We start from the raw sequence: 25396 nt of genomic DNA, 5'->3' as shown, positions 1-25396 counted from the left end.
GTTACGGGCGCAACGTCAGGGGCCGACGGCGGCCGTCCACCAAGGCGGTTGGCCAGCGTTCGTCCACGGTCAGGACGCGCACGCCGGAATCCGTGAGCAGCACCGTGTCCTCGATTTTCACGCCGGGCCCGGACGGGTTCCACGTGAAGGGCTGGTTGGCCACAATGCGGTCAGTGACTTCGGCGGTGACCCGGGGGTCACGGCCCGCGTATCCGGCCGGCCCGCCCTGGTGGTGCAGCGTCCACTGGTCATCACCGAATCCGTGCCGGGCATAGGCGGACCTGATCTCCGCGAAGACTTCGTTGAGGCGGGTGCCGGGAACGGTGGCCCGGAAAATATCGGCCTCAACTGCCGCGATGCGGGCCTCGGCGTCCAGTTCCTCGGCCGTGCCGGCGTCGAAGGCCACCCAGCGCGTGATGTTGGCTACCAGGCCATTGCGGCGTGCGCACACCACGGCCATGGTACGCCGGCCGATGGGGGAGTGCGTGGCCAGCGGGTGCCGGAAATCGCTGCGGGCAGCACCATTGCAGAGCAGCACCAAGGGCTCGGCGCCCATACCCACCACGGCGGAGGCCAACTGCGAAACCAGCTGGAATTCCGTGGTGTCCGGAGTGGCGTTGGCCAGGACATCCGTCATGGCCGCAGCAACCTCGGCGGACAATGCAGCGTACCGTGCAGCTTCTGCCGGAAGGAGGTGCTGCCGGGCAGCCCGCAGTTCAGTGGCCACGGAGGCTTCCACCAACGGATCGCCATCTGCAGCCAACCCTGCCGCGGTGGCGTGGAGTTGCCCGTACCAGGGAACCGTCAGCAGGTTCACCCCTGCCGGGAGCTCCTCTGCGGCGATGCGGCCGGCCTCATTGGCGAACGTCACCAGATGATCCCCCGTGCGGTCCACCAGGAGCGCGGCAATGGGATCACCAGCCAAACTGATGTGCACCCGGCTCCCATCCAGATACCAGGTCAACGCAGTGTTGGTGGTGAGCAGCAACGAGTCACGGCCTGCAGCATCCAGAATGTCCAGCACCCGTTGGCGCTTCACTGCGCGGTCGGCCACATTGCCGGGAGCAGTGCGTGTCTGGTCAGCCGCGGCCTGGGACGGCGTGGTCTGAGTGGTTGTGGTCATGCCGTTTCCCCCAAGGGTGAGATGAGTTGTTCAATGTCTTGTGTTGCCAGGAAGCCGTCCGTGACGATCACGGTGACGCTCCTGTGGACAGGCTGCCCGGGATGGGCGGGGACGGCGGAGTCCCATGCCAGCGACAGGCCCACACCGGGATAGCCCGCGTGCCGCACGAACCAGGGATCCGGCGCCTGTGGCGAGGCCAGGAAAACAAGGGTGGCGGGGTGCCCCAGCCCGGCGTCACCGGCCACGTGGGAAGCGGCGGCGGTTCCGGCGTCGAACGTTCCGGACCATGCCAGCCACGGCGCAACGCTGCCATGCACGGCGTCCTCGCCGCGGGCGTCCGAGGTCCAGATGGTGGCATCGGACACCTGCGGCAGCCGCCAGAAGAAACCGCCGTAACCGCCTTGCGGCCTCCCGTTGGAGCCCGGGCTGCCCAGCAGCACCGTGTCCCCGATTGCAGATTCCAGCGTGAAGTCCAGCGTCAGTTTCCACGCGGAACTCCCGACGGCGGACCACGTCCACTGCCGCTGTTCGCGGAGTACGGGCACGCCGTCCGGTCCAACCCAGCTCAGCTTTTCCTGCCGGATACCAGGGGACTCTTCAACCGCGTCAGTGCGGATCCGGCCATGGTCCTTGCGCCAGACGTACGCCCCGGCATCCCGCGTGTAGGTCCTGCCGCCCCAGAAATTGATGCCGTTGACGTCCTGGAGGGCAACACCGGCGCCCAAGTGCCACACATGGTCCTCCGGCACGTGGTCCGTGACCACGGTTCCCGCCAGCGTCCGCACCGGGTGGAGGTAGGGGCGGGGGGAGGACGTGGGACGGACCGCTGAACCGTCCTGGACTGTTGCCACCGGCACGCCGTCCACCGTGAAAGCGGGCTTGGGGGAAGCGGCCCACGGCGTTTCCAACTCCGCAAACGTGGCTTCTCCCGCGGCAGCCCGGCGAATGAGCGACTCAATATCGTGCACCACCGGGTGTGCGTCGTCGCCGTCGCCCTCCCAGCTCACGTAGTCCGGATCGATCAACCGGGGAGCGTCAGCGGTGCGGACCGCTTCCAGCACGGTGACGTACGCGCCGGCCGCACTGAGCGGGCTGAGGAGATCGCCCTCACTGCGGGCAGTCAGGAGATTCTCCAGCAGGTCCCTCCGCCCGTAGGTCTCCTCCCGGGTCCCGGAGGCAGCAGCAATCTGCACACGGTCCTCCGTGTAAAAGAACGTCAGGGTCCCCAGAGTTCCGTGGACTGTCACCGTGGGGGATTGCTGCGCAGGAGCGCACAACGTCAAGGCACAGGTCAGCGCCGTCCCACCTGTGGTCCGAACCTTGACCACGGAGGTGTCATCGCTTTCAGTGGTGTTGGCCCGGTACAGGTCAGTAACCACCAACTCCACGTCCTGCGTGCTGCGGGCGCCCGCCACATGAAGGCCGGTGGCCACAGCATGGGCCAATGCGTTGGTGACCACGCCATCCACCACGTCCACACCGTTCAGGCTCCTTTTGCCCGCCCACCGGGAACGCTTGAAGTACGCCCGGGTCCGCAGCCACAATCCCGTGGCACTGATGCCACGGACATGGCCGATCTCTCCGGAAGCAACCAATGCCTCTAGTGCGGGCAGCGCCTCCGATCCCAGGCTCTGGAACCCCACCTGGACCAAAACCCCGGCGCTCGCGGCCGCTTCCAGGACCTCCGTGTACTGGGCCATGGAGGCCACGGGCGGCTTTTCCAGGAACACGTTGGCGCCAGCCCTGATGGCGGCCAAAGCCAGGGGTGCGTGGGTCTGGATGGGCGTTGAGATGATCACGATGTCCGGGGCACTCCCGGCTGCCAGGAGTTCGTCCAGCGAGGTATACACCCCAACTCCGCTTCCCAGGGTGCCGGGAGCCGGCGGATGGGGGTCGGCCACGGCTACCAGCTCAAGCAGCCCCAGGGAACCGAGCCTGCCCAGATTGTCCAGGTGCCGTGCACCAAAGCCGTGCACACCCACCAGGGCGATGCGGGGGAGTCGCGGTGTGCTCTCCATGGGGGTGTTTTCCGCAGGTGTGTAGGTCAGGGGCTGTGTCATGGGGATGTCCTTGCCGGAGCGGGTGGGAAAGGTGTGGGAGTCCCTTGGACCTGCAGGGCGGCGGCCAGGAAGGCTGCGGCCTCTTCCTGCATGGCGGGAGAAAATACGTGGGCTTCATTCCAGAAGGTTCCGGTGTAGCGCCCTGCCAGTTGCGCCAACAAGAGGGCATCGGCGTCGCGCATGCCCTGGGCCGGGAACAACGGATCGGCAAGGGCATACTGGACCAGGACCTGACCTGCTGCCGTAACCGCCAGGTCCGGCCAGTCTTTGATGGCGGCCAGCCCGGAAGAGTGGAGCAGCCACGAATGTGCGTCCAGGTATGCCGGGAGCAGTGACCCATAGGTGGTCATCATGCAGGTCACCACGTAGCTGCGCACTGCAGGACTGAGGGCGGAAAGAACCAAGGCCCGGCCCCCTCCGCCGGAAAAGCCCAGGCACCCCAGCCGCTCCGGATCCACACCGGGAAGGCTCCCCAGAACCTCCAGTGCAGCGAGGTCGTCATGGGCAACGGTGCCGGCCACGCTGGTGCCCAGCAGGGCTGCTGCTTTGGCCACGGTTTCCTCGTGGGAGCCGGCCGCCGCGTTGTAAAGGTCCGCGGTGGTTGGTACGACGCCGGCCTCCCGCCACAGTGCCTGCTGTCCGGAGACGGCGCCGGCAGTGCGGTAGGGCAACGGATCCAGGGCGAACCGCCGGCTGCCCCACAGGAAGGCGTCGTGGGCCAGGACAGCGAATCCCTGCTTGGCCAGCCACGTTGCCAGTGGCCGGCCACCATACAACGCGGACCGTTCCCCCAGGGGCGGCAGTTCCAAACCTGCCTCCACGTTCCGCGGCAGCTGAACCAAGCGCGCCGCGCCGTGGTGTTTGACGCCGCCGTGGCAATGCAGGGCGAGCACCCCCGGGAGTGGGCCTGCAGGGTGCGCCGGCCGCACGAACCATGCCGTGGTTGCCGGGCCGAAACCCAACTGCCAGGTCAGCTGGGAGGTGATGACGTCGTCGTGCATCTCCTCCCACAGGACGGTGTAACCGGGGGTGTCGGTCACCGCGGGCACCCCCAGGGCGTCGGCGATTTCCTGCGCGGCCCGGCGGGGCGCACTGTGGCGGGCCCCGCGGGCATGGCCGGGCCAGTCTTCGTAGCCTCCCAGGGCGCTGGGACGCCGGGTGGTGGCGTCAGCTGCGGTCATGGCAGCGGCAGATGGTGGGGAACAATGGTGTCCTGCCTTGGATGCTAAGTGGTGTGGGGAAGCGAACGCCGGGCTTCTTCAGCGTGGAGAAATGTTACGGAAGAGCTTCCTAAGAAAACGCTTTCTCAAAAATTAGCAAAAGGCTGTACATGGGTCAAGAAAACGTTTACTTTGGTACGGAGCCGCTGAAGTCCGGGAACTGATCCTGGTAGATCAGGGGACCGCCCAGTGAACGCAGGCGTCCCGGACGGCAAGCACCAACCACACTTGAACTCCGTGGATGGCCACGATGACCAAAGGAGACCACATGGCCACTTATCACAGCACGGGGACGCCGCAAGGCGTTCGCGCTCCGGCGAGGGGGCAGCAATGAGTGCCATTGGTGAACTCTCCTCCCTGACCCGCCGCAAGGGTCCCATGAGCAAGGAAGAGAAGAAGGCGAACGGCCGCGACAACAAGGCCGCCTACATCTTCCTGCTGCCGTGGCTGGTTGGCCTGGTGGCCATCACCGTGGGTCCCATGTTGATGTCGTTGTACTTGTCCTTCACGGACTACAACCTTCTCCAGCCCCCCGAATGGGTGGGCATGGACAACTTTGTCCGGATGTTCGGCGATGCCCGGCTCCACAACTCCCTGCGGGTCACCTTCACCTACGTTCTGGTGGGCGTTCCGTTGCAGCTGGCAGTGGCATTGCTGATCGCACTGGTCCTGGACAAGGGGCTGCGGGGGCTGCCCTTCTACCGCTCCATCTTCTACTTGCCGTCCCTGCTGGGTGGCTCCGTTGCCGTTGCCATCCTCTGGAAGCAGATCTTCGGCACTACCGGCCTGGTGAACCAGGTACTGGCCATGGTGGGCATCGAAGGCCCGGGCTGGATCTCGGATCCCAGCACCGCACTTGGCTCCATCATCCTGCTGCACGTATGGACATTCGGCGCCCCCATGATCATCTTCCTGGCCGGCCTGCGCCAGATCCCCAACATGTATTACGAGGCAGCCGAAGTCGATGGTGCCACCACGCTCCAACGGTTCTGGCGGATCACGCTCCCGCTGCTGAGCCCCATCATCTTCTTCAACCTGGTGCTCCAGATCATCGGCTCCTTCCAGTCGTTCACGCAGGCGTTCATCGTCTCCGGCGGCAACGGCGGCCCTTCGGACTCCACCATGTTCTTCACGTTGTACCTCTACCAAAAGGGCTTCGGCCAGTTCGATATGGGCTACGCCTCGGCAATGGCCTGGGTGCTGCTGCTCATCATCGGTGTCTTCACCGCCATCAACTTCGTCGCTTCAAAGTATTGGGTGTTCTACGATGACTAAACTCCAGAGCCTTCCGGCGGCCTCTTCCGACGCCAAGGCAGGCAAACCAGAAAAGAGCCCCCGCCGCCGTGAATCACGCGGCAGCCTGGCCTTCAGCCGCAGCGCCCGCATCAAAGGGCTGGTGAAGCACGCCATCCTGATCATTGTGGGCCTGGTGATGATCTACCCGCTCCTGTGGATGGTGGTCTCCTCCCTGCGCCCCAATGACGTGATCTTCCGCGAACCGGGCCTGTGGTTGAACAGCCTGGACATGAACAACTACACCGACGGCTGGTCCGCGCTGACCCACCCCTTCGGCCACTACATGATCAACTCCGCGATCGTGGTGCTGGGCTCCATCCTGGGTAACCTGATCTCCTGCTCCATGGCCGCTTACGCCTTCGCCCGCCTGCAGTTCACCGGCAAGAAGATCTTCTTCGGCATCATGCTGTTGACCATCATGCTTCCGTTCCACGTGGTGATCGTCCCCCAGTACATCCTCTTCTCCCAGATCGGCTGGGTGAACACCTTCTGGCCGCTGATCGTCCCCAAGCTCCTGGCCACGGACGCGTTCTTCGTCTTCCTCATGGTCCAGTTCATCCGCGGCATCCCCAAGGACCTGGATGAGGCGGCCCGCATCGACGGCGCCGGCCACCCCAGGATCTTCCTGCGCGTGATCCTGCCCCTGATGGTCCCGGCCTTGGCCACTACCACCATCTTCACCTTCATCTGGACGTGGAACGACTTCTTCGGGGCCCTGATCTACCTCACGGACCCGGACATGTTCACCGTTCCCGTAGCGCTGCGCGCATTCGTTGACGCGCAGTCGGCCACCAGCTGGGGCTCGCTCTTCGCGATGTCCATCGTGTCCTTGTTCCCGGTCTTCCTGGTGTTCCTGTTCGGCCAGCGGTTCCTTATCAAGGGCATCGCCACCACGGGTATCAAGTAGGCCGCGGGTATCAAGTAGGCCACGTCACCTCATGCGACCGGCGCCGGTGGGGCGGTTCGCGCCGCCCCACCCGCCGCCGTCGAGCATCAACAAATGTTACAAGTTGGTGTCTTGTCATACAGGAGTGTGACTTGTATCATATTCATAAGCAAGAAAACGCTTTCCCATCTCGCATCAAGATCAATGAGGATCGGAGTCATCAGTGCCGGTAAACCCCAAGGGTGAAGCAGTCGCCCCCGTTGCAACAGCAGCGGCCAGTGCCCGTAAGACCAAGCGCAAACTGCGCGCATCCGCCTTGGTGGCGGCAACAGCAGCAGCAGTCCTGGCCCTCACCGCTTGCGGTGGCGGTGGATCGCAGGCCAAGAGCGCGGACGGAAAGGTGGAGCTTCGCTTCGCATGGTGGGGCGGCGACAAGCGCGCCCAGGTCACCCAGGCCGCCATCGCTGCGTTTGAAGCGGAGAACCCCAACATCAAGATCAAGCCGGAATACGGCGACTGGAGCGGTTACTGGGACAAACTCGCTACCCAGGTAGCTGCCAATGACGCCCCGGACATCATCCAGATGGACGAGAAGTACATTACCGAGTACTCCACCCGCGGCGCGCTGCTGGATCTGTCCAAGTACCAGATCGATACCTCCAAGCTGGACAAGGCCGCACTGGATGCAGGCAAGGGGGAGAAGGGCCTTACCGGCATCGCCGCCGGCATCAACGCGGCAACCATCCTCGCCAACCCGGCCGTCTTCCAGGCTGCAGGGGTAGCCATCCCGGATGACAAGACCTGGACCTGGGAAGACTTTGAAAAGGTGGCCGCAGAAGTCACCGCCAAGTCTCCCAAGGGAACCTACGGCGCAGCTGCCTACGGAACGGATGAAGCATCGCTGGGAGTATGGCTCCGGCAGAACGGCAAGTCCCTCTACACCGATGACGGCAAGCTCGGCTTCGAGCCCTCGGACATCTCCGAGTGGTGGTCCTTCCTGAAGGAAATGAGCAAGAACAAGGCTGTCCCGTCCGCTTCCGAGGTTGTTGAGGCCGAGGCAGCCCCGCTGGACCAGAGCGGCCTGGCCACGGGCAAGAACGGGCTGGCTTTCTGGTGGTCCAACCAGCTCCCGGCCCTGGAAAAGGCAGCCGGTGGCGAACTGCAGATCCTGCGCTTCCCGTCCAAGACCGGCAAGGCTGAGGACGCGAAACTCTGGTACAAGGCTTCGCAGTTCTGGTCCGCATCCTCGCGCACCAAGCACCCGGAGGAAACAGCCAAGTTCATTGACTTCCTTGCCAACAACGTCAAGGCCGGGGAAGCCCTGCTGGCTGACCGCGGCGTGTACCCGAACTCCGACGTTCGCGAAGCAATCGCCCCCAAGCTCGCCAAGGCGGACGTGAAAGTGGTGGACTTCATCGACCAGATCAAGCCTGAGCTCGGCGACGCCCCGGCGGCCCCGCCCAAGGGTGCCGGTGCCATCCAGGAAATCATCAAGCGCTACACCTCGGAGGTCCTCTTCGAGAGGCTCTCCACCGATGAAGCGGGCAAGAAGGCCGTAGATGAAATGAAGTCGGCCATCAGCTGACGCTGATCTGACCCCGACCGACAGCAGGCGCCCCGGGCGAATCATTCGTGATCCGCCCGGGGCGCTTTTGTTGTGCCCTGCTTTGGGTCAGTCTTCGGCGATCACGGCCACGGCTCCGGCGGGAACCACGCCACTGAAGCGTGCGCCGCCCAGCAGCTCAACGCCGTCGGCCTTCACCGGCTGGTCGCCGAGGCTGTGGTTGATGGCGAACAGGAACGTGCGGCCGTCAGCGCCGCGCCGCCGGATAAGTTCGACGCCGGCAGCAGCCTCGGTCACGGCGGTCACCCCGGCGTCGTCCAGGAGCCGCGCGGTCAGGGCATCCACGCCATCGGCATCGGGAAGCGTGGCGAGGTACCAGGCGGACCCCTTTCCGGCCGATCGCCGCGTGAGGGCCGGGACGCCGTCCAGGGGGTAGTCCGTGAAGGTTGCCAGGACCTCCGTGGAATCCCCGGCAGCAACGTTTTCACTCCACACCGATCCAACGGTTCCATCGCTCAGGGTCACGGAACCGCCCGGGAACAAGGGGTGGAATTCTTCGCTGCGGATGCCCAGCACGTCCTTGAAGGCCCCAGGGTAGCCACCCAGGCGGACATGGTCCCGTTCATCCACGATGCCGCTGAAGTAGGTCACCAGCACTGTGGCACCGGCCTCTGCGGCTGCCGCGATGGAGCCCGCAGCGGCATCGGTAACGGCGTAGAGGGTACACACCAGAATGAGGTCGTAACCGGAGAGGTCGCCGGACGGGTGTACGAAGTCCGCCGTGACGCCGCGCCAGTACAGGGACCGGTGGAAGGCGCGCATGGCGTCAAGGTACTTCAGCGAATTGCTGGGGTGGGAGTCCAGTTCCGATGCCCACCAGGACTCGTAATCGAAGAGGATGGCAACCCGGGAATCCACCCGCGAGCCCTTGACGGGTTCCAGTTTGGCCAGGGCGTCGCCCAGGTCCACCACGTTCCGCCACACCTGGGTGTCGCGGCCGCCGTGGGGAACCATGGCGGAGTGGAACTTTTCCGAACCCGCTTTGCTCTGCCGCCACTGGAAGAACATCACGGCATCGGCCCCACGGGCCACGTGCGTCAGCGAGTTCCGGAGCATCTCGCCGGGCATCTTGGGCTGGTTGTGCGGCTGCCAGTTGACGGCGGAGGTGGAGTGTTCCATGAGGATCCACGGGGCGCCGCCTGCCACGCCGCGGGTGAGGTCCGCGCTGAAAGCCAGCTCTATGTTGCGCTCGGGATCCGCAGCCACCAAGTAGTGGTCGTTGGCGATCACGTCCATGTCCTGTGACCAGTCGAAGTAGTCCAGGGTTTTGGTGGCACTGGAGACCATGAAGTTGGTGGTGGCCGGAACGTTCGGAGTGACGTCGCGGAGCACTGCCAGAAGTTCGCGGTAGAAGTCGATGAACACCCAGGAATTGAAGCGCGCAAAGTCCAGTTGCTGGCCAGGGTTGAGGGTTGTGGGTGCGGCGCCGGGAGGGATGACCTCGGCAAAAGAGGCGTAGTGCTGGGACCAGAAGGCGGTTCCCCAGGATTCGTTGAGGGCCTCGATGGAACCGTAGCGGCGTTCCAGCCAGGCACGGAACGCGGCGGCGTCCTCTTCGCCGTAAAACTCGCCCACGTGGCAGCCCAGCTCGTTGTCCACGTGCCACAGGGCCAAGGCCGGGTGGTCCTTGTAACGCTCGGCAATCACGCGCGTCATGCCGGTGGCATACCGGCGGTAGACAGCGGACGACGGCGTGTAGTGGCGCCGGGATCCGCGCTCCAGCCGGGTTCCTTCGGCAGTAACGGGGAGGATTTCAGGGTACTTGCGGGCTAGCCACGCCGGCGGTGACGCTGTGGCGGTGGCCAGGGCCACTTTGATTCCTGCCTCGTGGAGGTTGTCCAGGACGGTGTCCAGCCAGCCGAAGTCGTAGTCGCCTTCGCTGGGCTCCAGCAGCCCCCAGGAGAAGATGGCCACGCTGAGGAAGTTCACGCCGGCTTCCTTCATGAGCACGATGTCCTCGGCGCGGACATCCTCCGGCCACTGCTCCGGGTTGTAGTCGCCGCCATACCCGAGGCCGTTGATGGTGTCCCAGATGTTCGGTCCGGGCGTTGTTGCGGGGGAGGTCAAGGGGGACTCCTTTGTCAGGGTTGGTTTGGCAGGGTTGTGGTGGCTGGGCAGGGTCGCGTCGTGTGGAGCTTATCCATGCAGCGTACCGGTGAAACCGACAAGAACCAGCTTCTTCGGAAAACGCTTGCCCAGTTATCGGAAAGCAGCTATTGTATCGATTCAGAACGAGTGTAAGCGAGATCACTGCAACGTTGTAGAGACCCTCTGAAGCTTGCACCAACTGAGCAAGGAGGCTCTCATGATTGATAGAAGGAAATTCCTCGGTACGGTGGCCCTGGGTACGGCATCCGCCGCGTTCCTGGCTGCCTGCGGCCAGTCGGCAAGCTCCTCCGCGGGCCAGACCGGATCAGCGGAGAACCCCGTCACCATCACCTACACCTGGTGGGGCAATGACGACCGTGCTGAGCGCACTCGCAAGGCAATTGCGCTGTTTGAGTCCAAGAACCCGGACATCAAGGTCAACGGCAACTTCTCCGACTTCGCCGGGTACTGGCAGAAGCGCGCCACCGAAGCCGCCGGTGGTGGCCTGCCGGACGTCATGCAGTGGGACCTGTCCTACCTTCGCGACTACGGCCAGAGGAACCAGCTCCTGGACCTGGGGACCGTGAAGATCAACACTGACACCTTTGAAAAGTCCCTCCTGCCCTCGGGCCAGATCCGCGGCAAGACCTACGGCATCCCCACCAGCACCAACGCCTTTGCGGTGTACTACGATCCCGCCAAGCTCGCCTCCATGGGCATCGCGGAACCGGATGGCACCTGGACCTACAAGGAATTCAATGCCTTCCTTACCGAGGTTGGCCAGAAGGGCAATGGGACGCTTTTCGGCGGTACCGACTACACCGGTATCTGGTGGAACTTCAACATCTGGCTGCGGCAGAACAACATCAAGGCCTTCACCGATGACGGCAAGCTCGGCTTCAGCAAGGACGACCTGAAGAAGTGGTGGAACCTCAGCGCCGATCTCCGCGGCACCGGTGCCATTGTGGGCGAGGACAAGACCACCCAGTTGCTGCCCAAGTCCCCGTTCGGGTCCAACGTCACCGCCACCGAGGTCACCTGGGACAACTTCATGGCCGGCTACCTCGCGGACAGTGGGGCGAAGGAACTCAAGCTGGTCCCCGTCCCCTCCGATGATCCGGACAACCTTGGCCTCTTCCTCAAGCCCTCCATGCTCATGGTGGCCAGCGCCAAGACCAAGTTCAAGGATGCAGCTGCCCGCTTCATCGACTTCATGGTCAACGATCCCGAGGTAGGCCAGATCTTCAAGACCTCACGCGGCGTCCCGGCGTCGAAGACCCAGCGTGACGGAACCACCTTCGAAGGCACGGACAAGCTGGTGGTGGACTACGAGAAGTCCATTGAGAAGTACCTGAAGGACGCCCCCGAGCCGCCCATCGTGGGCTTCGGCACCCTGGAGTCCACGTTCAAGCGGGTCAGTTCCGACCTGAACTACGGCAAGCTCACCATCGACGGCGCTGCCGACGCGTGGTTCAAGGAAGCCGAAGACCTCATCAAGCAGAACGCCTGATCCAGGCTTTCACGACACCCTGACGGACTGATCCTGTGACGCAAAGCCCAACCCTGAGCAGGCGTGCCGCCTCAGCTCCCCCGACGCCGCGCAAGTCGCGGCGCCGGGGGGCTGATGCCCGCGCCGGCTACACGTTCCTGTTGCCGTGGCTGCTGGGATTCATCGCCCTGACCGTGGGCCCGATGATCTCCTCGCTGTACCTCTCCTTCACCAACTACAACCTGTTCGACGCCCCCAAGTGGATCGGCTTGGACAACTACACCACCCTGTTCCAGGACGAGCGCTTCCTCCAATCGGTGGGCGTCACCCTCCAGTACGTGGTGTTCGGTACGCCGTTGAAGCTGGCCGCGGCGTTGGCCATCGCCATGCTGCTGAACAGCAAGCGCAAGGGCCAGGGCTTTTACCGCTCAGCCTTCTACGCACCTTCCCTGATCGGGGCCTCCGTTTCCATCGCCATTGTGTGGAAAGCCATGTTTGGTGACTCCGGCCCGGTGGACCAAGGGCTCTCCTTCTTTGGCCTCAACCTGGGCGGCTGGGTGGGCAACCCGGACATGACCATGGGCATGATGATCCTCCTGACCGTGTGGCAGTTCGGTGCCCCGATGGTGATCTTCCTGGCCGGACTCAAGCAGATCCCCGCGGACTTGTATGAGGCCGCCTCCATGGATGGCGCAGGACCGGTGCGGAAGTTCCTCAACATCACCTGGCCCATGCTCTCTCCGGTGATCTTCTTCAACCTGCTCATGGAAACCATCCACGCTTTCCAGATCTTCGCCTCGGCCTACATCATCTCCAACGGTGAAGGCGGCCCCGCAGGCTCCACCCTTTTCTATACCCTTTACCTGTACTTGCGCGGTTTCAGCGATTTCCGGATGGGCTACGCCTCGGCAATGGCCTGGCTGCTGGTGATCGTGGTCGGCATCATCACGCTGATCTTCTTCAAGACCTCCAAGTCCTGGGTCCACTACAGCGGTGATTCAAAGTGACAACAATGGCAACCCCCACCCAATCCACTCCGCCGGCAACGCAGGCTCCGGTGTACAACCCGAAGTCCGAGTCCGTCACGGCCAAACGGATCAAGAGCGCCATCTTCCATATCGTGGCGCTGGCCTTGGTGGCCATGGTCCTTTACCCCGCGCTGTGGATGATCGCCTCATCCTTCAAACCGAACTCGGAGATCGGCGGCGCCAACAACGCCCTGTGGTCCGCCAACTTCAGCTTCGACAACTTCGCAACAGCCATGGACGGTATCGGCGGCGTCTCCACGCTGACGTTCTTCACCAACTCCCTGATCCTGGCGGTTGGCGCGGTGGTGGGCACGGTAGTTTCCGCCTCGATTTCCGCCTACGCCTTCGCCAGGATCAATTTCCCTGGCCGAGGGCTGTTCTTCGGCATGATGATCGCCACCCTGCTGCTGCCGTTCCACGTGGTGATCATTCCGCAGTACATCGTGTTCCAGCAGTTGGGACTGGTGGACACGTACGTGCCGCTACTGATCGGCAAGTTCCTCGCCGCGGATGCATTCTTTGTTTTCCTCATGGTCCAGTTCATGCGGGGGCTTCCGGCGGGACTGGACGAGGCCGCGCGCATTGACGGTGCCGGGCATGCAAGGATTTTCGGCTCCATTATGCTCCCGCTGATGAAGCCCGCGTTGATCTCCACGTCCATTTTCTCTTTCATCTGGAGCTGGAACGACTTCCTGGGACCGTTGCTGTATCTGAACACCCCGGAGAAATACCCGCTGCCGCTGGCGCTGCGCCTGTTCGTGGACCAGACCCAGAGCTCCGACTATGGCGCCATGATCGCCATGTCCGTGCTGGCCCTGCTTCCGGTGCTGGTGTTCTTCCTGGTGTTCCAGCGCTACATCGTCGAAGGTGTTTCGACGCAGGGCCTCAAGGGCTAGGGGACAGAAGAAATGAGCACTATGGATGCCACAGGCAAGTCGTCGGGGAAGCCCGGAATTCCGGTCAACCGCTTTGCGCTCTTCGCCGAGACCATCCTGGCGGGAGTCATCGTGCTCCTTCTTTCCATCCCCTTGGTGACGGCGCCGGCTGCCTACGCGGCCGGCGTCGCCCATCTGGAAAGGCACCTCAGCGGCCGGGATGATTCCCTGCGGAGCTTGTGGGGGAACTTCCGCAAGGCGCTGCCCGGCAGTTGGAGGTTGGGAATCACGACGGCGGCAGCCGCCGTCGTGATTGTCCTGAACCTGCTGCTGGCGCTGGTGGGGCAACTGCCGGGCCGGGCCGCGATTCTTCCTGCCACGGTTGTTCTGGCCGCGGCCGGGGCGGTGCTTCTGCTCCGGACTGCTGCCCAGTGGAGCGGTTTCGGTGACGCTGGAACAACCGCCGAACGTTCCGGGCGTGAGCGTTGGGCCGCTGCCTATTCCTCGGCCAAGCAGGACTCGCTGCGGGACTGGAGCGGTTCGCTGCTGCTCCTTGCCGCCGTGTTCATGGCCGTGGTGTTCGTGTGGATGCTGCAGGCACTGTTCGTCATTGTGCCCGGCACGCTTGTCCTGGCCGCCGCGGCCATCAAAATCCGGGCCAACCACGCTGCCCGCTGAAGCCTGACCCCTTGAAGACCCACCGCTGACTTCCATTCGCTGAAACGAGCAGACCGCCCCGTGCCGCCGCGCCCCTTTGCACCGCGCCCCTCTTCGCCCAGTCCGTTATCCTCGGTTGGCCAGCCGCCGGACCGTTCCACGGAAACCTGGCACTACCCGTTGCGGCAACACAATTACCGGATTTTCGTTGCCCTCTCGCTGGTCAGCAGCGGCGGCGTGTGGATGCAGCGGCTGGCCCAGGACTGGCTGGTGCTGCAACTGACCGGCAGCCCGGCGGCGGTGGGCCTGGCAGTGGCTCTGCAGTTCCTTCCCATGCTGGTGGTGGGCCCGCTCAGCGGAGTTCTGGTGGACTTGTTCCCCAAGCGCCGCATACTGCTGGTGTGCCAGTCCGTTGCCGCGGTGTTGGCTGCCGCCCTGGCCGTCTGGAATGCCATGGGTGGCTCCGATGTGTGGGTGGTGTACGCCTCCTGCGTGGTCCTGGGCATCACCAGTGCCATTGACGGGCCGGCACGCCAGGTGTTCGTCAATGAAGTGGTGGGCGACTCCGGGTTGCCTGCAGCGATCGGCCTCAACAGCGCCATTGGCCAGCTGGGTGCCATGGCCGGACCCGCCCTGGCAGGCATGATCATTGCCGCCGCCGGGCCGGCGGCGGCGTTCGCCGGCAACGCGGTCCTGTGCGTGGCGGTCCTGGTGATGATCACAGCCATCAGGCCGGGGGAGTTGCATCACTCCGCGGAGCACCTGGACCCCGACGCCCGGAAGGGCCGGGTCCTGGCAGGGTTCCGCTTTGTCCGTGCCCGGCCGCCCCTTTTGCTGACCATGGTGCTGGCGGGGCTGCTGGGGGCCTTCGGCATGAACGGTCCCGTGGTGCTCGCAGCTTTCGCGGACCGCGTGTGGCACAGCGGCCCGGCAGGGTTCGGCCTGTTCAACACTGTCAGCGCCGTGGGAGCGTTGGCCGGCGCGTTGGTGGCTACCCGCATCAAGCGCTTTGGCCGCAAGGGGATCGTGGCAAGTGCCGGGCTCTTTGGCCTGAGCCAGTTGGTGGCGGCCCTCATGCCAAGCCAGGAGTCCTTCGTGGTGATGCTGGTGGTGGTGGGCTTCATGACCCTGGTGTTCCTCACCAGCGCTGCCACGGCGGTTCAGCTCGAGGCAGGTGCCAGCGTCCGTGGCCGGGTCCTGGCGTTGTACTTCCCGCTGCTCCTGGGCGGGCACGCGCTGGGCGGCTTGTTGGCCGGATGGCTCACCGAGGACTTTGGCGTCCGCACGGGATTGGTGGTCACGGGCGCGCTGGGCATGTTGTCCGCGGCGGTGATCGGCTTGCTGTTGTGGCTCTACTCCCGCCGCCGCGCCTAGGGGCGCCACGGAAGTTTGAGCACTTTTGTTAACTGCTAATCCAAACAAACAAAAACTCCCTTGACGAGTGACGCAGCCCACATTTAGGCTGAGAAAGCGTTTTCTGCCCGTAGCGCACGACTCAGATAAGGACGTTTGATGTCTACTCGAGCACGAAAAAATCCAGCCGCCAAAATCGCTGCAGCGGCGGTCGCCGTCGCCATCGCCATGACTGGTTGCGGCAGCGGATCCCAGCAGGCCTCCTCGGACGGCACCGTCACCCTTCGCTTCAGCTGGTGGGGTTCGGATGTGCGGCACAAGATGACCCAAAAACTCATTGACGCTTTTGAAGCGCAGAATCCCGGCATCAAAGTCAAAGGCGAATACGGGGATTGGTCCGGCTATTGGGACAAACTGGCCACACAGGTCGCTTCCCAGGATGCCCCGGACATCATTCAAATGGATGCTGCCTACTTGGGGGAGTATGCCGAACGCGGTGCACTGCTCGAGCTGAAGGACGTGGATCTGGCCAAGTTCGATTCAGCAGTGGCAGACGCCGGAAAGGTTGAAGGCAAACAGTACGCGGTCACTGCCGGGGTGAACGCCCAAGTGGTCCTGGCGAACCCGTCGATCCTCAAAGCCAGCGGTGTCACACTGCCCGATGACAAGACGTGGACGTGGGACGAGTACAACAAGGCAGCGGCCTCCATTACCGAAGGCAGTAAGAGCGGGGTTTATGGTTCGGGTGCTGTCAGCGGTGACGCACCCATGAACCTCTGGTTCCGCCAGCACGGAAAATCCCTCTTCACCGCCGACGGAAAATTCGGCTTTGACGAGGGCGACTTGACGGGATGGTACGAATACCAGGCAGAGCTCCGTGATTCCAAGGCCGTGCCGCCCGCATCCGTGATGACCGAGGACGCCACGGCTTCCGTTGATCAGCAGGGACTGGCAACCAACAGGTTTGGGCTCGCTTGGTACTGGTCAAATCAACTGAGCGCCCTCACCAAAGCTTCAGGGCAGCCATTGGAGATCCACCGTCCACCGAGCACGGACGGCAACTCCGCCAGTGCAAAGCAGTTCTACAAGTCCTCCCAGTTCTGGTCCGCGAGCTCACGGACCAAGCACCCGGCGGAGGTGCAGAAATTCATAGACTTCCTCGCCAACAATGTGGAGGCCGGTGAAATTGCCTTGGCCGATCGCGGTATCCCGGGCAACTCGGAGGTACGGGCAGCGGTCCTTCCCAAGCTGACGCCGGAGGACGCCGCCACCGCCAAGTTCATCGATGAAATCTCCTCCGAACTGGGAGATGCCGTGCCGGTACCGCCTGCGGGCTCCAGCTCCGCCGTCGAGGCTTTCGGCCGCTACGGCCTGGAAGTCCACTTCAACCGGTTGTCTCCCGCCGAGGCCGCCAGGAAAGCCATGGACGAAGCGAAGAGCTCGCTGAGCTGACACCTGCCGGGACGACAGTTAACGCCAATCCCCGCGGGGGTTGGCGTTAACTGTCATCCCGCGGGAGCACTACGTGGGCCGTGACTCCTGGAGGGACCGTGTAGTCCAACTCCATGCCTGCCGGAGTGCGGCGCCAGGAAACCGAGACAGTGCCGCGCTGCGTCGGTACGCGGCCCTCGGCATGTTCCAGCCGGCACACCGGTGGTTGAATCACGACGGCGGACGCTCCCGGAGCGGTGACGCGGACGCCGAGGAGGTACTCAAGGATCTCCCGGACCACTGATGCCGACCACGCGTGTGACTGGCTGTAATCAGTGCCCTCATCAAGCTCCCAGGCCTCCCACGTGAAGGAGGCTCCGGCGTCCAACTGGCGGGCCCACCCGGGCTGGCTGGAATCTGTGAGCAGGTTCAGGACATCGTCCACCCGCCCCTGGGACAGCAGTGCGCGGAACAGCCGATGCACGGTCATGGGACCTTGGCGCATCCCCATGCCGGTGATCCGTTCGGCGTCCTTCGCCGCGTGTTCAGCTGTGGTGATCCCCATGGACATCGGGAAGGAGGTCGCATGCTGTGAGGCATGACGGCTCGGCTGGCCGTCTGCGTAGAGCCCGTCCACCATCACACCGTCCACCCGGAGCCGGGCGTTGATCTGTCCGGCAAGCGATGCCGCCGCCCCGGCGAAGCGGGCCGCCTCCAGCTCCAGGCCAGCAGACGCGCAGAGCCGGCTGACGACGTCGAGCACCGACCATGACTGGGCGTTGACCGTGGTGCGCGCCGCGCAGTCCATGTCGTAGCCGAAGCGACCAGGCGCCGGCCAGTCCACAATCCCGTGAAGGTAAGGCCCTCCACCGCCACCTAGATCCGTGACAAGCCCGGCTGTGGGACCGTCCATGGGGATGTGCCGGAGGACGTACTCCGCGGTGTCCTGAAGCTGCGGAAGGAGCTCGGCCACCAAGGCGTCGTCACCACTCAGCCGGTGGTACTCCTCTACCCACTCGGGCATCATGAGCGAGAAATCGGGGATGTCGCGCTTGCCGTCGCCGTTGGGATAGACCGCGTTGTACCGCCCACGCTCTTGTGGTGAATCCCAGTAGCGGCGTGCCGATCCTGCGAACTCACGCAAGGCCTTGGCCGTGAACTGGCGCTCACCAAACAGGGCCATGGTGGCGTAGGAGATATTCGCGGCGTCGCCCAGGAACTGGCCCTTTTCGCGGGTGGGCGTGTCGACAAACTGCTCCTGGACTCCCAGCAGTGCAGAGTCCCGCAGGAGTGTGAAAACCCGGTTCAACGTGTGATCGGAACTGTGGAAACTGCCCTCCTCCGGGTGCTCGGCATGGATCACGGTTGCGCCCACAGTGCCGAGGTCTGCAAGCTCCACGCCAGGGATTTCGAGGTAGCGGAAGCCCAGGTGCACGGCTGCCTCGTAGCGTTGGGGGCCTTCTATTTGGGTGTAGGGGAAGGACATGTCCGTGTTCTGGCTGGGTGTCTTTCCGGTGTCCACGCGACCGTCGGCACGGAGGTTGTAGCCTGCGCGAATCATCACGGTCCGTCCATGCTCGCCACGGAGAAACTCCACCACCGGCCGGCCGGGAGTCACGGCGCCGAAGTCCGCCACAGGAGTTCCGTCATCCGCGGTGAAAATCCCGACGGCGGCTGCGTAGTTGCATGCGACGCTTGCACCGTTGGGCCGCAGGAGTGGGAAGTCGGGGACAGGGTGGGTCCCCAGGGAGATTGCCGGGTGCCATTGCTGTGGTTCCGGCAAGGCTGTCGCATCGAAATGCTCGATGGGATCGCCCTCATCGTTCCGGTATCCGCCCTGCCGGTAGGGACCTTCGGCCACCAGCCACCCAGGTCCGGATCCGAACACGTCCCGGGTGCCGTCGTCGTACTCCACGCTCAGCTGGGCCAGCAGGCCCGGGCGTCCGGCCGCGCGGCCCTGGCCGGGTCCATACCAATGGGCGACGGCGGTCAAGGTGGCGGTGTCGCTGCTCTGCAGGGCTTCAGTGACATCGGCGGCGTTGTAGAACTGCTCTCCCGGATAGCCGAAGTTGGTGGTTTCCAAGCACGGGCTGCCGTTGATGGTGAACGCGGCATGGTGGCTTGCAGCGGCGTAAAGGCGGGCTCTGGCCACAGTGCCTTTGAGTGTGATGGTTGCTTGGGCGAGGGTCCACTCATCGGGCTGCCGAAGGCGAGTGGTGGTGATCCAGCCCGTGAGCGCGGCGGGATTGGTGAAGTCTGTGTCGAGGACAGTGGTCCCACCGCGCTGGACCCGGGCCCACAAATACTCGGCTTGGCTGCGTGGTCCTTGATGGAACGCGATGCCGCTGCGGCCGGTGCCGGGGACCCTGGTGTCCAGGACCATGTCACCGTCAACGCTGACCGTGATGCGTTCGCCGTCGTCCGCGATGGCCAGATCCCGCCAACCGTCTTCCGGAAGTGCCCCGGCACGGGAAACGCCGGTGGCCCCGAACTCCGGCGTTTCAGCCAACGCCTCGGTGGGCGGGGCCGACATTGCGCCGATCTCCCACTCAGGGGCGGGGCGCAGGAGCGCTGACCGGTTCGGTTTGATCTCCAGGAGCAACCCGGAACCAGGCCCGTCGCTGCGAAGGAGTATCCCGGCGGCCCCCAGGCGAAGGCGGAACCGTGCGGTGACGAGTGTGCTGCCTCCGGCTGTGACAGGCCACGGAAGGAAGGGGGAACTGCCCACACGCAGGAAGCCGTCCACCACTTCCAACGGCGCGCGTCCGCCGGGTTCCCGATGAATCCACTCTGCGGTCCAGCCGTTCGCTTCCGGAAGGCCGGTGCTGAAGCGGGCCGGTTGGCTGGGATCACCTGTTGTTCCGGTCGCATCCGTGAGCTGCACAGTCCACTGGTAGTCGTTGTCCGGGGCCAGGTCCGGGCCTGTGTAGGGGCGGTGGTGCTGCTGGTGCGTGACAACGGTGCCCGAGTCCCATATGTCCCCGCCGGTGTGGTCCTGCACCCTGAGGCGATATGCGGTTTGAACCATTTGCCCCGCGCTCGCGGAGGGTCCAGCATCCAGCAACCAGCCAAAAGCCGGTGCGGCCGGAGCCGTCAGGCACCGCACGGCACCATCCACGGTGAGGTCTGTGGCCGTGAGTGGGGTTGCCGCCGGGCCCCTGCTCATCGGCCTGAAACCAGGCCTTCGATGTCGCTGTGCGTCAGGGTTCCGTCGCTGATCCACACCGTGGTGCTCCGGGTGAGGGATTCGCCTTCCGCCAGTTCCACCGCCGTGTCGCATGCCAGGGCGGAACCCACGGCTGGGTAGTCGCTGCACCGCACAAACCATGGGTCCGCAGACTCGCTGGGTGCGCCGAACACCAGAGTGGCAGGGCCGCCGTCGAACTCTCCCGTCCACGCGAGCCACGGCGACACGGAACCATGCACGGACGGCTCACCCTCGGCTGTGGAAGAGAAGACGCGAGGGGACGCGTTGACGGGGAGGCGCCAGAAGAAACCGCCATAGCCGCTGCCGGCGGCACCATGCGAACCGGGGCTGCCCAGTGCAACATCCACGACGGCGGTGAGCCGGGTCTGGATGTCGAGTCGCCAGGTGCGTCCGTCCAGTAGGGTACGGCTAAAGGAGCGCTTTTCCTTCAGGACCAGTCCGCCATCAGCCGCGAGCCAACGGAGATGGAGCGTGGTGAGGTCTCCTTCGCGGAAGAAATCCGAGGTCTCGATCCGGCCGTGGTCCTTCAGATCCACGTACTTACCCGCTGCCCGGCGGTAGCTGCGGCCGCCCCAGAAGTTGCTGCCGTTGACGTCCTGCAGCGCGAATCCGGCGCCGAGGTGCCAAACGTGGTCCGAGGGCAAGTGATCCGTGACCACAACTCCGGCCGGGGTGGTCACCGGGTGCAAGTATGGCCTGGGGGAGAGGTCCGGCTCAAGGTTGCTTCCACTCCGGAGGACCGCGGTGGCCCTGCTCTTGGCGAAGGCAGCTTCGGGGGAGAAGAGAGCCTCGGCACTTCCGGTGCCGGGCCGCGCCCAGGGAAGTCCCAACTCGGAGAACGTGGCGTGGGCGCGGGTGGCACGTTCCAGGATGTCCTCGATGGCGGGGATCACCGCATGCGCCTGGTCACCGGTTCCCACCCAGTTCACGCAGTCCTCCGGAATCAGCGCAGGTGCCTCTGCTGTCCTGATGGCTTCCAGGACGCACATGAACGCGCCGGCGTCGTGGAGCGGGCTCAGCAATGGCGTGCCTTCGGACAGGTGCTGGAGGAGGTTCTCGGTGAGGTCGTCGCGACCGAAAAGGTGGGTGGTTTCGCCGGCTTCGGTGCGGACGGTGACACGGTCCTCGGTGTAGTGGAAGACTGCCGCGCCTTCAGTGCCGTGAAGCGTCACATAGGGTTCCACTGATTCGGTGGCGCAGAGGGTGAGCGCGCAGGTGATGGGCAAGCCGTTGGTGGTGCGCAGGCGGATCACCGAGGTGTCGTCGGCTTCGATGTCGTTGGCGCGATAGAGGTCGGTTTCCACTGTTGCCAGGTCCCCGACGGCCCGTGCTCCGGCGATGCGGAGCGCCGTGGCGATCGCATGGGCCAGTGGGTTGGTGGCGACGCCGTCCACCACATCCACGCCGTCGAGGCTGCGCTTGCCTGCCCAGCGGGATCGCTTGTAATACGCCCGGTCCCGAACCCAGCGGCCCGTAGCTGAGATCCCTTTCAAGGTGCCGATGCCCGGCAGCTCTTCGGAAGCCTGACCACCGGCCAGCTTTTCCAATGAAGCCAGCGCATGGGAGCCGAGGCTCTGGAACCCGATCTGGACACTGCGGCCACCCTTGGCTGCCGCTTCCTGGAGGCGAACGAAGTCGCTCATGGAGGCCACGGGGGGCTTCTCCAGGTAGAGATCCGCTCTGGACGCGAGCACGGACAGGGCCAGCGGGGCGTGGGTCTGAATGGGAGTAGCCACAATGATGACGTCCGGGTGGTGGTCACCGGCCAGAAGCTCATCAAGGTTTCCGTGGACAGCCGTGGTTTCCGGTAGATCTCCGGGGGCAGGCGGATTCGGATCGGCCACCGCAACAAGGTCCACCCTGCCTATGGCAGTGAGCCGATCGAGGTTGCGGAGGTGGTGCGTGCCGAAGCCGTGGACTCCCACCAAAGCGATCTTGGCCGGCGCAGTGGTTGGTGCTTCTGCCTGTGCTTTTGACTCGGCGGAGGTGGTTTCCATGGATCTCCTGGGCTGCGCGGGTTTGGGTAGCTTAGGGCAGGCAAACGCTTTCCCTCATGTGCTGCTGCCCAGTCTAGACCTTGGGCATCCGTGAATGTAACGATTCAAAGGAAATGTGTTTCATCCCCTCGGAAAGTGGTCCCGGTACGACGTAGGATGTCTCCATGCCTCTCTTCGACCTGCCCCTTGAGCAGCTCCGGACCTACACATCCAGCACGTCTGCACCAGCGGACCTCGGCGCCTTTTGGGACCGGACCATCGCGGAGGCACGCGAGCTACCGCTCAATGCGGTGTTTGAGCCCGTGGACAACTACCTCAGCGTGATCGACACCTTCGATGTCACCTTCTCCGGCTTCGGGGGAGACCGCATTAAAGGGTGGTTGCATCTACCCTCCGGCGTTGAGGCGGGGACCAGGCTTCCCGTGGTGGTGGAGTACATCGGCTACTCCGGCGGGCGGGGCCTGGTCAACCAGAACACCCGTTGGGCCCAGGCAGGTTACGCGCACTTCATCATGGACACCCGCGGCCAAGGCTACGGCGGCGTCTCCGGCGACACCCCCGATCCCCATCCCTCCGCGGGTGAGGTGAACTACGCAGGCCTCATGACCCGTGGATCCGGGCACCAGGACGATTACTACTTCCGGCGGGTCTACGTTGACGCCTTCCGCGCGGTGGAAGCGGCGCAGAGCCATGCCGCCGTCGACCCCTCCCAGGTGATCCTCACCGGCGTGAGCCAGGGTGGCGGTATTACTGTTGCCGCCGCCGGCTTGGTGGCCGGACGTCTGGACGGCATAGTTGCCGCCATGCCGGACGTTCCCTTCCTGCAGGACTTCCCCAGGGCAATCGACATCACACCGCGGGGCCCGTACCCGGAAATTGCGTCGTTCCTGGGCCGTCACCGGGACAAGTATGAACCAATGCTGGCAGTCCTGAACTACTTCGACGGCGTCCACCTGGGGCGGGCTGCCTCCGTTCCGGCGCTGTTCTCCGCCGCTCAAATGGACGATATCTGCCCGCCGTCCACAGTGTTTGCGAGCTACAACAACTACGGTCTTGATGCCGGGGCGCCGGAGAAGGACATGGAGGTGTACCGCTTCAACAACCACGAAGGCGGACAGGAGCACCACTGGATCAGGCAATTGCAGTTCCTGCGCAAGCTGCTGTCCTCATAGTGGACACAATTTGGCGGGTGTGACCGTACGTGATTATGGTGTGGCTATGACAAACCGTTGGTATGCGTATTTTTCGTTGGCTCTGGAGGGGCCCGCGTCTAACTGACACGCATCCAACTTTCCTTCAGAGCCAACAGGGCAGAGATCATTCTCTGCCCTTCGCCATATCCGGCGGGTTCTGACAAGGGGCCCGCTCCGCATCCCGGACAGGACCCAAGAAAATGACCAGCATCTCCGCAGAACCCGCACCGCTCCAGCAGGACGGCTCAAACCAGCCCGCCACCTCCAACCTGCGGGTGGCCCGCTTCGAGCCGCTTCCGGCGCCCCAGGACCTCATCGCAGAGTTGCCGTTGGACGCCCGCTCAGCTGCCGTCGTCGACCGTGGCCGTGACCAGGTCCGCGCCATCATGGACGGCGTGGACGATCGCCTGTTGGTGATTGTGGGCCCGTGTTCCATCCACGACCCCAAGGCCGGGCTCGAATACGCCCGCCGGCTGGTCAGCCAGGCCGAAAAGCACAAGGAAGACCTGCTGATAGTGATGCGGACCTACTTCGAGAAGCCCCGCACCACCGTCGGCTGGAAGGGCCTCATCAACGATCCCCACCTGGACGGCAGCCACGACATCGCCGCAGGCCTGCGCGCCGCCCGCGGCTTCCTCAAGCAGGTCACCGCCCTGGGCCTGCCCACCGCCACCGAATTCCTGGAGCCCATCAGCCCGCAGTACATGGCGGACCTCGTCTCCTGGGGTGCCATCGGCGCGCGGACCACCGAAAGCCAGATCCACCGCCAGCTGGCCTCCGGGCTGTCCATGCCCATCGGTTTCAAGAACGGCACCGACGGCGACCTCCAAGTGGCCATCGATGCGTGCGGCGCTTCTGCCGCCGAGCAGGCTTTCCTGGGAATCGACGACGACGGCCGCGCGGCTTTGGTGGCGACGTCCGGCAACCCGGACACCCACGTGATCCTCCGCGGTGGACGCAAGGGTCCCAACTACTCTACCGACGACGTCGCAGCGGCCTCGGCCAAGCTCGCAGCCAAGGGGCTGAACCCGCGTCTGATTGTGGACGCCAGCCACGCCAACAGCGGCAAGAGCCACCACCGCCAGGCAGAGGTTGCATTGGAAATCGGCGCGCAGTTGGAGACGGGTGCTGCCTCGCCCGTTGCCGGTGTGATGCTGGAGAGCTTCCTTGTGGGCGGGGCGCAGAACCTGGATACCGCCAAGCAGTTGGCCGGTCAGCAGGAGCTTGTGTACGGCCAGAGCGTTACTGACGCCTGCATGGAGTGGGATGTGACGGCGTCCGTCCTGGAGCAGCTCGCCGCCTCGGCCCGCAAGCGCAGGGTCGCAGCCGGCGCGTAGCGGCTTGGGTCTCGGGTGCTTGGCCCGAGACCCGGTTGCGAAGCGGGCTACCAGTTGCTGGCGGCTCTTTCACATTGGCCCCATCAGCCTCTAGAGTATCTAGCACATGGTTGTTTGATGGCTCAGCATCGGCACACCGTTCCACTGGGGGTGTCCTACTGTCTGAGAGCAAAGGAATATGGGAAATGTCTGCGGAGACTAACTTCTCGAATGCGCGTTTCATGACGGTGGCTGAAGTCGCCGAGGTCCTGCGCGTTTCCAAAATGACCGTGTACCGCCTGGTTCACTCCGGAGAAATGCCTGCCGTCAGGTTTGGCCGCTCCTTCCGTGTCCCCGAAGAAGCTGTTGCACAGTACCTTAAAGGCGCCGTGGTGGATGGGCAGTCCGAGACCGCCTGAGACGTCGCAGTGACCGTTGAGCGGGTAGTGGTCACAGGGTGCCTCTTTGAAGCGGTACTCTGTTAAGGAACGTTTTACGTCAATGTAAGAATCTGTCAGTTGTACTTGTCTGCTTCCGCGGATCTGTTCCAAC

18 protein-coding genes are annotated in these 25396 nt (G+C 64.2%); 12 read left to right on the top strand and 6 right to left on the bottom strand.

Annotation, left to right across the window (positions count from 1 at the left end):
- Position 1: 1 nt before the first annotated feature.
- Genes JOE60_RS14400 through JOE60_RS14390 form a run of 3 tightly spaced genes read right to left on the bottom strand, consistent with a single transcriptional unit; the run spans position 2 to position 4364 of the window.
- Complete coding sequence (locus tag JOE60_RS14400) at positions 2-1123, bottom strand: M24 family metallopeptidase (RefSeq protein ID WP_167264000.1); 1122 nt, start codon at positions 1121-1123, stop codon at positions 2-4.
- The gene (locus JOE60_RS14395; RefSeq protein WP_167263998.1) at positions 1120-3183 is read right to left on the bottom strand and encodes a DUF6807 family protein; all 2064 of its coding nucleotides are present in this window, start codon (positions 3181-3183) and stop codon (positions 1120-1122) included. Before JOE60_RS14395 ends, JOE60_RS14400 begins: the two co-directional genes overlap by 4 nt.
- Entirely contained in the window at positions 3180-4364 is a 1185-nt protein-coding gene (locus JOE60_RS14390) for an acetylxylan esterase (RefSeq protein ID WP_167263997.1), read from the bottom strand. The genes JOE60_RS14395 and JOE60_RS14390 overlap by 4 nt, the downstream gene beginning before the upstream one ends.
- A gap of 369 nt (positions 4365-4733) precedes the next feature.
- Here JOE60_RS14390 and JOE60_RS14385 point away from each other — a divergent pair, with 369 nt between their 5' ends.
- From JOE60_RS14385 to JOE60_RS14375, 3 genes are all read left to right on the top strand, one after another.
- Positions 4734-5678, top strand: coding sequence for a carbohydrate ABC transporter permease (locus JOE60_RS14385; protein ID WP_167263995.1), 945 nt, complete (start codon positions 4734-4736; stop codon positions 5676-5678).
- Positions 5671-6606, top strand: coding sequence for a carbohydrate ABC transporter permease (locus tag JOE60_RS14380; RefSeq protein WP_167263993.1), 936 nt, complete (start codon positions 5671-5673; stop codon positions 6604-6606). The genes JOE60_RS14385 and JOE60_RS14380 overlap by 8 nt, the downstream gene beginning before the upstream one ends.
- A gap of 202 nt (positions 6607-6808) precedes the next feature.
- Complete coding sequence (locus JOE60_RS14375) at positions 6809-8170, top strand: ABC transporter substrate-binding protein (RefSeq protein ID WP_167263992.1); 1362 nt, start codon at positions 6809-6811, stop codon at positions 8168-8170.
- Positions 8171-8257: 87 nt separating this feature from the next.
- On the opposite strand, the gene JOE60_RS14370 is transcribed toward JOE60_RS14375, so the two are convergent.
- Positions 8258-10276, bottom strand: a complete 2019-nt coding sequence (locus JOE60_RS14370; protein WP_167263990.1) for a beta-galactosidase — start codon at positions 10274-10276, stop codon at positions 8258-8260.
- 238 nt (positions 10277-10514) lie between these two features.
- Here JOE60_RS14370 and JOE60_RS14365 point away from each other — a divergent pair, with 238 nt between their 5' ends.
- The 6 genes from JOE60_RS14365 to JOE60_RS14340 all read left to right on the top strand — a co-directional run bounded on the left by JOE60_RS14365 (position 10515) and on the right by JOE60_RS14340 (position 17151).
- Positions 10515-11807: an ABC transporter substrate-binding protein gene (locus JOE60_RS14365; RefSeq protein WP_167263988.1), complete on the top strand. Its 1293-nt coding sequence runs from the start codon at positions 10515-10517 to the stop codon at positions 11805-11807.
- Positions 11808-11842: 35 nt separating this feature from the next.
- A complete protein-coding gene (locus JOE60_RS14360; RefSeq protein WP_167263986.1) occupies positions 11843-12793 on the top strand; it encodes a carbohydrate ABC transporter permease in 951 nt (316 codons plus the stop codon).
- Entirely contained in the window at positions 12790-13710 is a 921-nt protein-coding gene (locus tag JOE60_RS14355; protein ID WP_167263984.1) for an ABC transporter permease subunit, read from the top strand. The genes JOE60_RS14360 and JOE60_RS14355 overlap by 4 nt, the downstream gene beginning before the upstream one ends.
- Before the next feature lie 12 nt (positions 13711-13722).
- Positions 13723-14367, top strand: a complete 645-nt coding sequence (locus tag JOE60_RS14350; protein WP_418789521.1) for a Poxvirus protein I5 — start codon at positions 13723-13725, stop codon at positions 14365-14367.
- A gap of 60 nt (positions 14368-14427) precedes the next feature.
- The gene (locus JOE60_RS14345; protein WP_167263982.1) at positions 14428-15720 is read left to right on the top strand and encodes an MFS transporter; all 1293 of its coding nucleotides are present in this window, start codon (positions 14428-14430) and stop codon (positions 15718-15720) included.
- Positions 15721-15858: 138 nt separating this feature from the next.
- Positions 15859-17151 (top strand): ABC transporter substrate-binding protein, encoded by a 1293-nt coding sequence (locus tag JOE60_RS14340; protein ID WP_167263980.1) that lies wholly within the window; start codon positions 15859-15861, stop codon positions 17149-17151.
- Positions 17152-17197: 46 nt separating this feature from the next.
- On the opposite strand, the gene JOE60_RS14335 is transcribed toward JOE60_RS14340, so the two are convergent.
- Both JOE60_RS14335 and JOE60_RS14330 read right to left on the bottom strand, forming a co-directional pair.
- Complete coding sequence (locus JOE60_RS14335; protein WP_167263978.1) at positions 17198-20296, bottom strand: family 78 glycoside hydrolase catalytic domain; 3099 nt, start codon at positions 20294-20296, stop codon at positions 17198-17200.
- Positions 20293-22335: a DUF6807 family protein gene (locus tag JOE60_RS14330; protein WP_167263976.1), complete on the bottom strand. Its 2043-nt coding sequence runs from the start codon at positions 22333-22335 to the stop codon at positions 20293-20295. The genes JOE60_RS14335 and JOE60_RS14330 overlap by 4 nt, the downstream gene beginning before the upstream one ends.
- A 164-nt stretch (positions 22336-22499) precedes the next feature.
- Here JOE60_RS14330 and JOE60_RS14325 point away from each other — a divergent pair, with 164 nt between their 5' ends.
- The 3 genes from JOE60_RS14325 (at position 22500) to JOE60_RS14315 (ending at position 25263) form a co-directional block, all read left to right on the top strand.
- A complete protein-coding gene (locus tag JOE60_RS14325) occupies positions 22500-23507 on the top strand; it encodes an acetylxylan esterase (RefSeq protein ID WP_167263974.1) in 1008 nt (335 codons plus the stop codon).
- Between the two features lie 221 nt (positions 23508-23728).
- Positions 23729-24865, top strand: coding sequence for a 3-deoxy-7-phosphoheptulonate synthase (locus JOE60_RS14320; RefSeq protein WP_167263972.1), 1137 nt, complete (start codon positions 23729-23731; stop codon positions 24863-24865).
- A 185-nt stretch (positions 24866-25050) separates the two neighbouring features.
- Entirely contained in the window at positions 25051-25263 is a 213-nt protein-coding gene (locus JOE60_RS14315) for a helix-turn-helix domain-containing protein (protein ID WP_167263970.1), read from the top strand.
- Positions 25264-25396 lie beyond the last annotated feature (133 nt).

The sequence above is a fragment of the Paenarthrobacter ilicis genome (assembly GCF_016907545.1).
Taxonomy (GTDB): domain Bacteria; phylum Actinomycetota; class Actinomycetes; order Actinomycetales; family Micrococcaceae; genus Arthrobacter; species Arthrobacter ilicis.
This window is presented reverse-complemented; position numbering and strand designations above follow the sequence as displayed.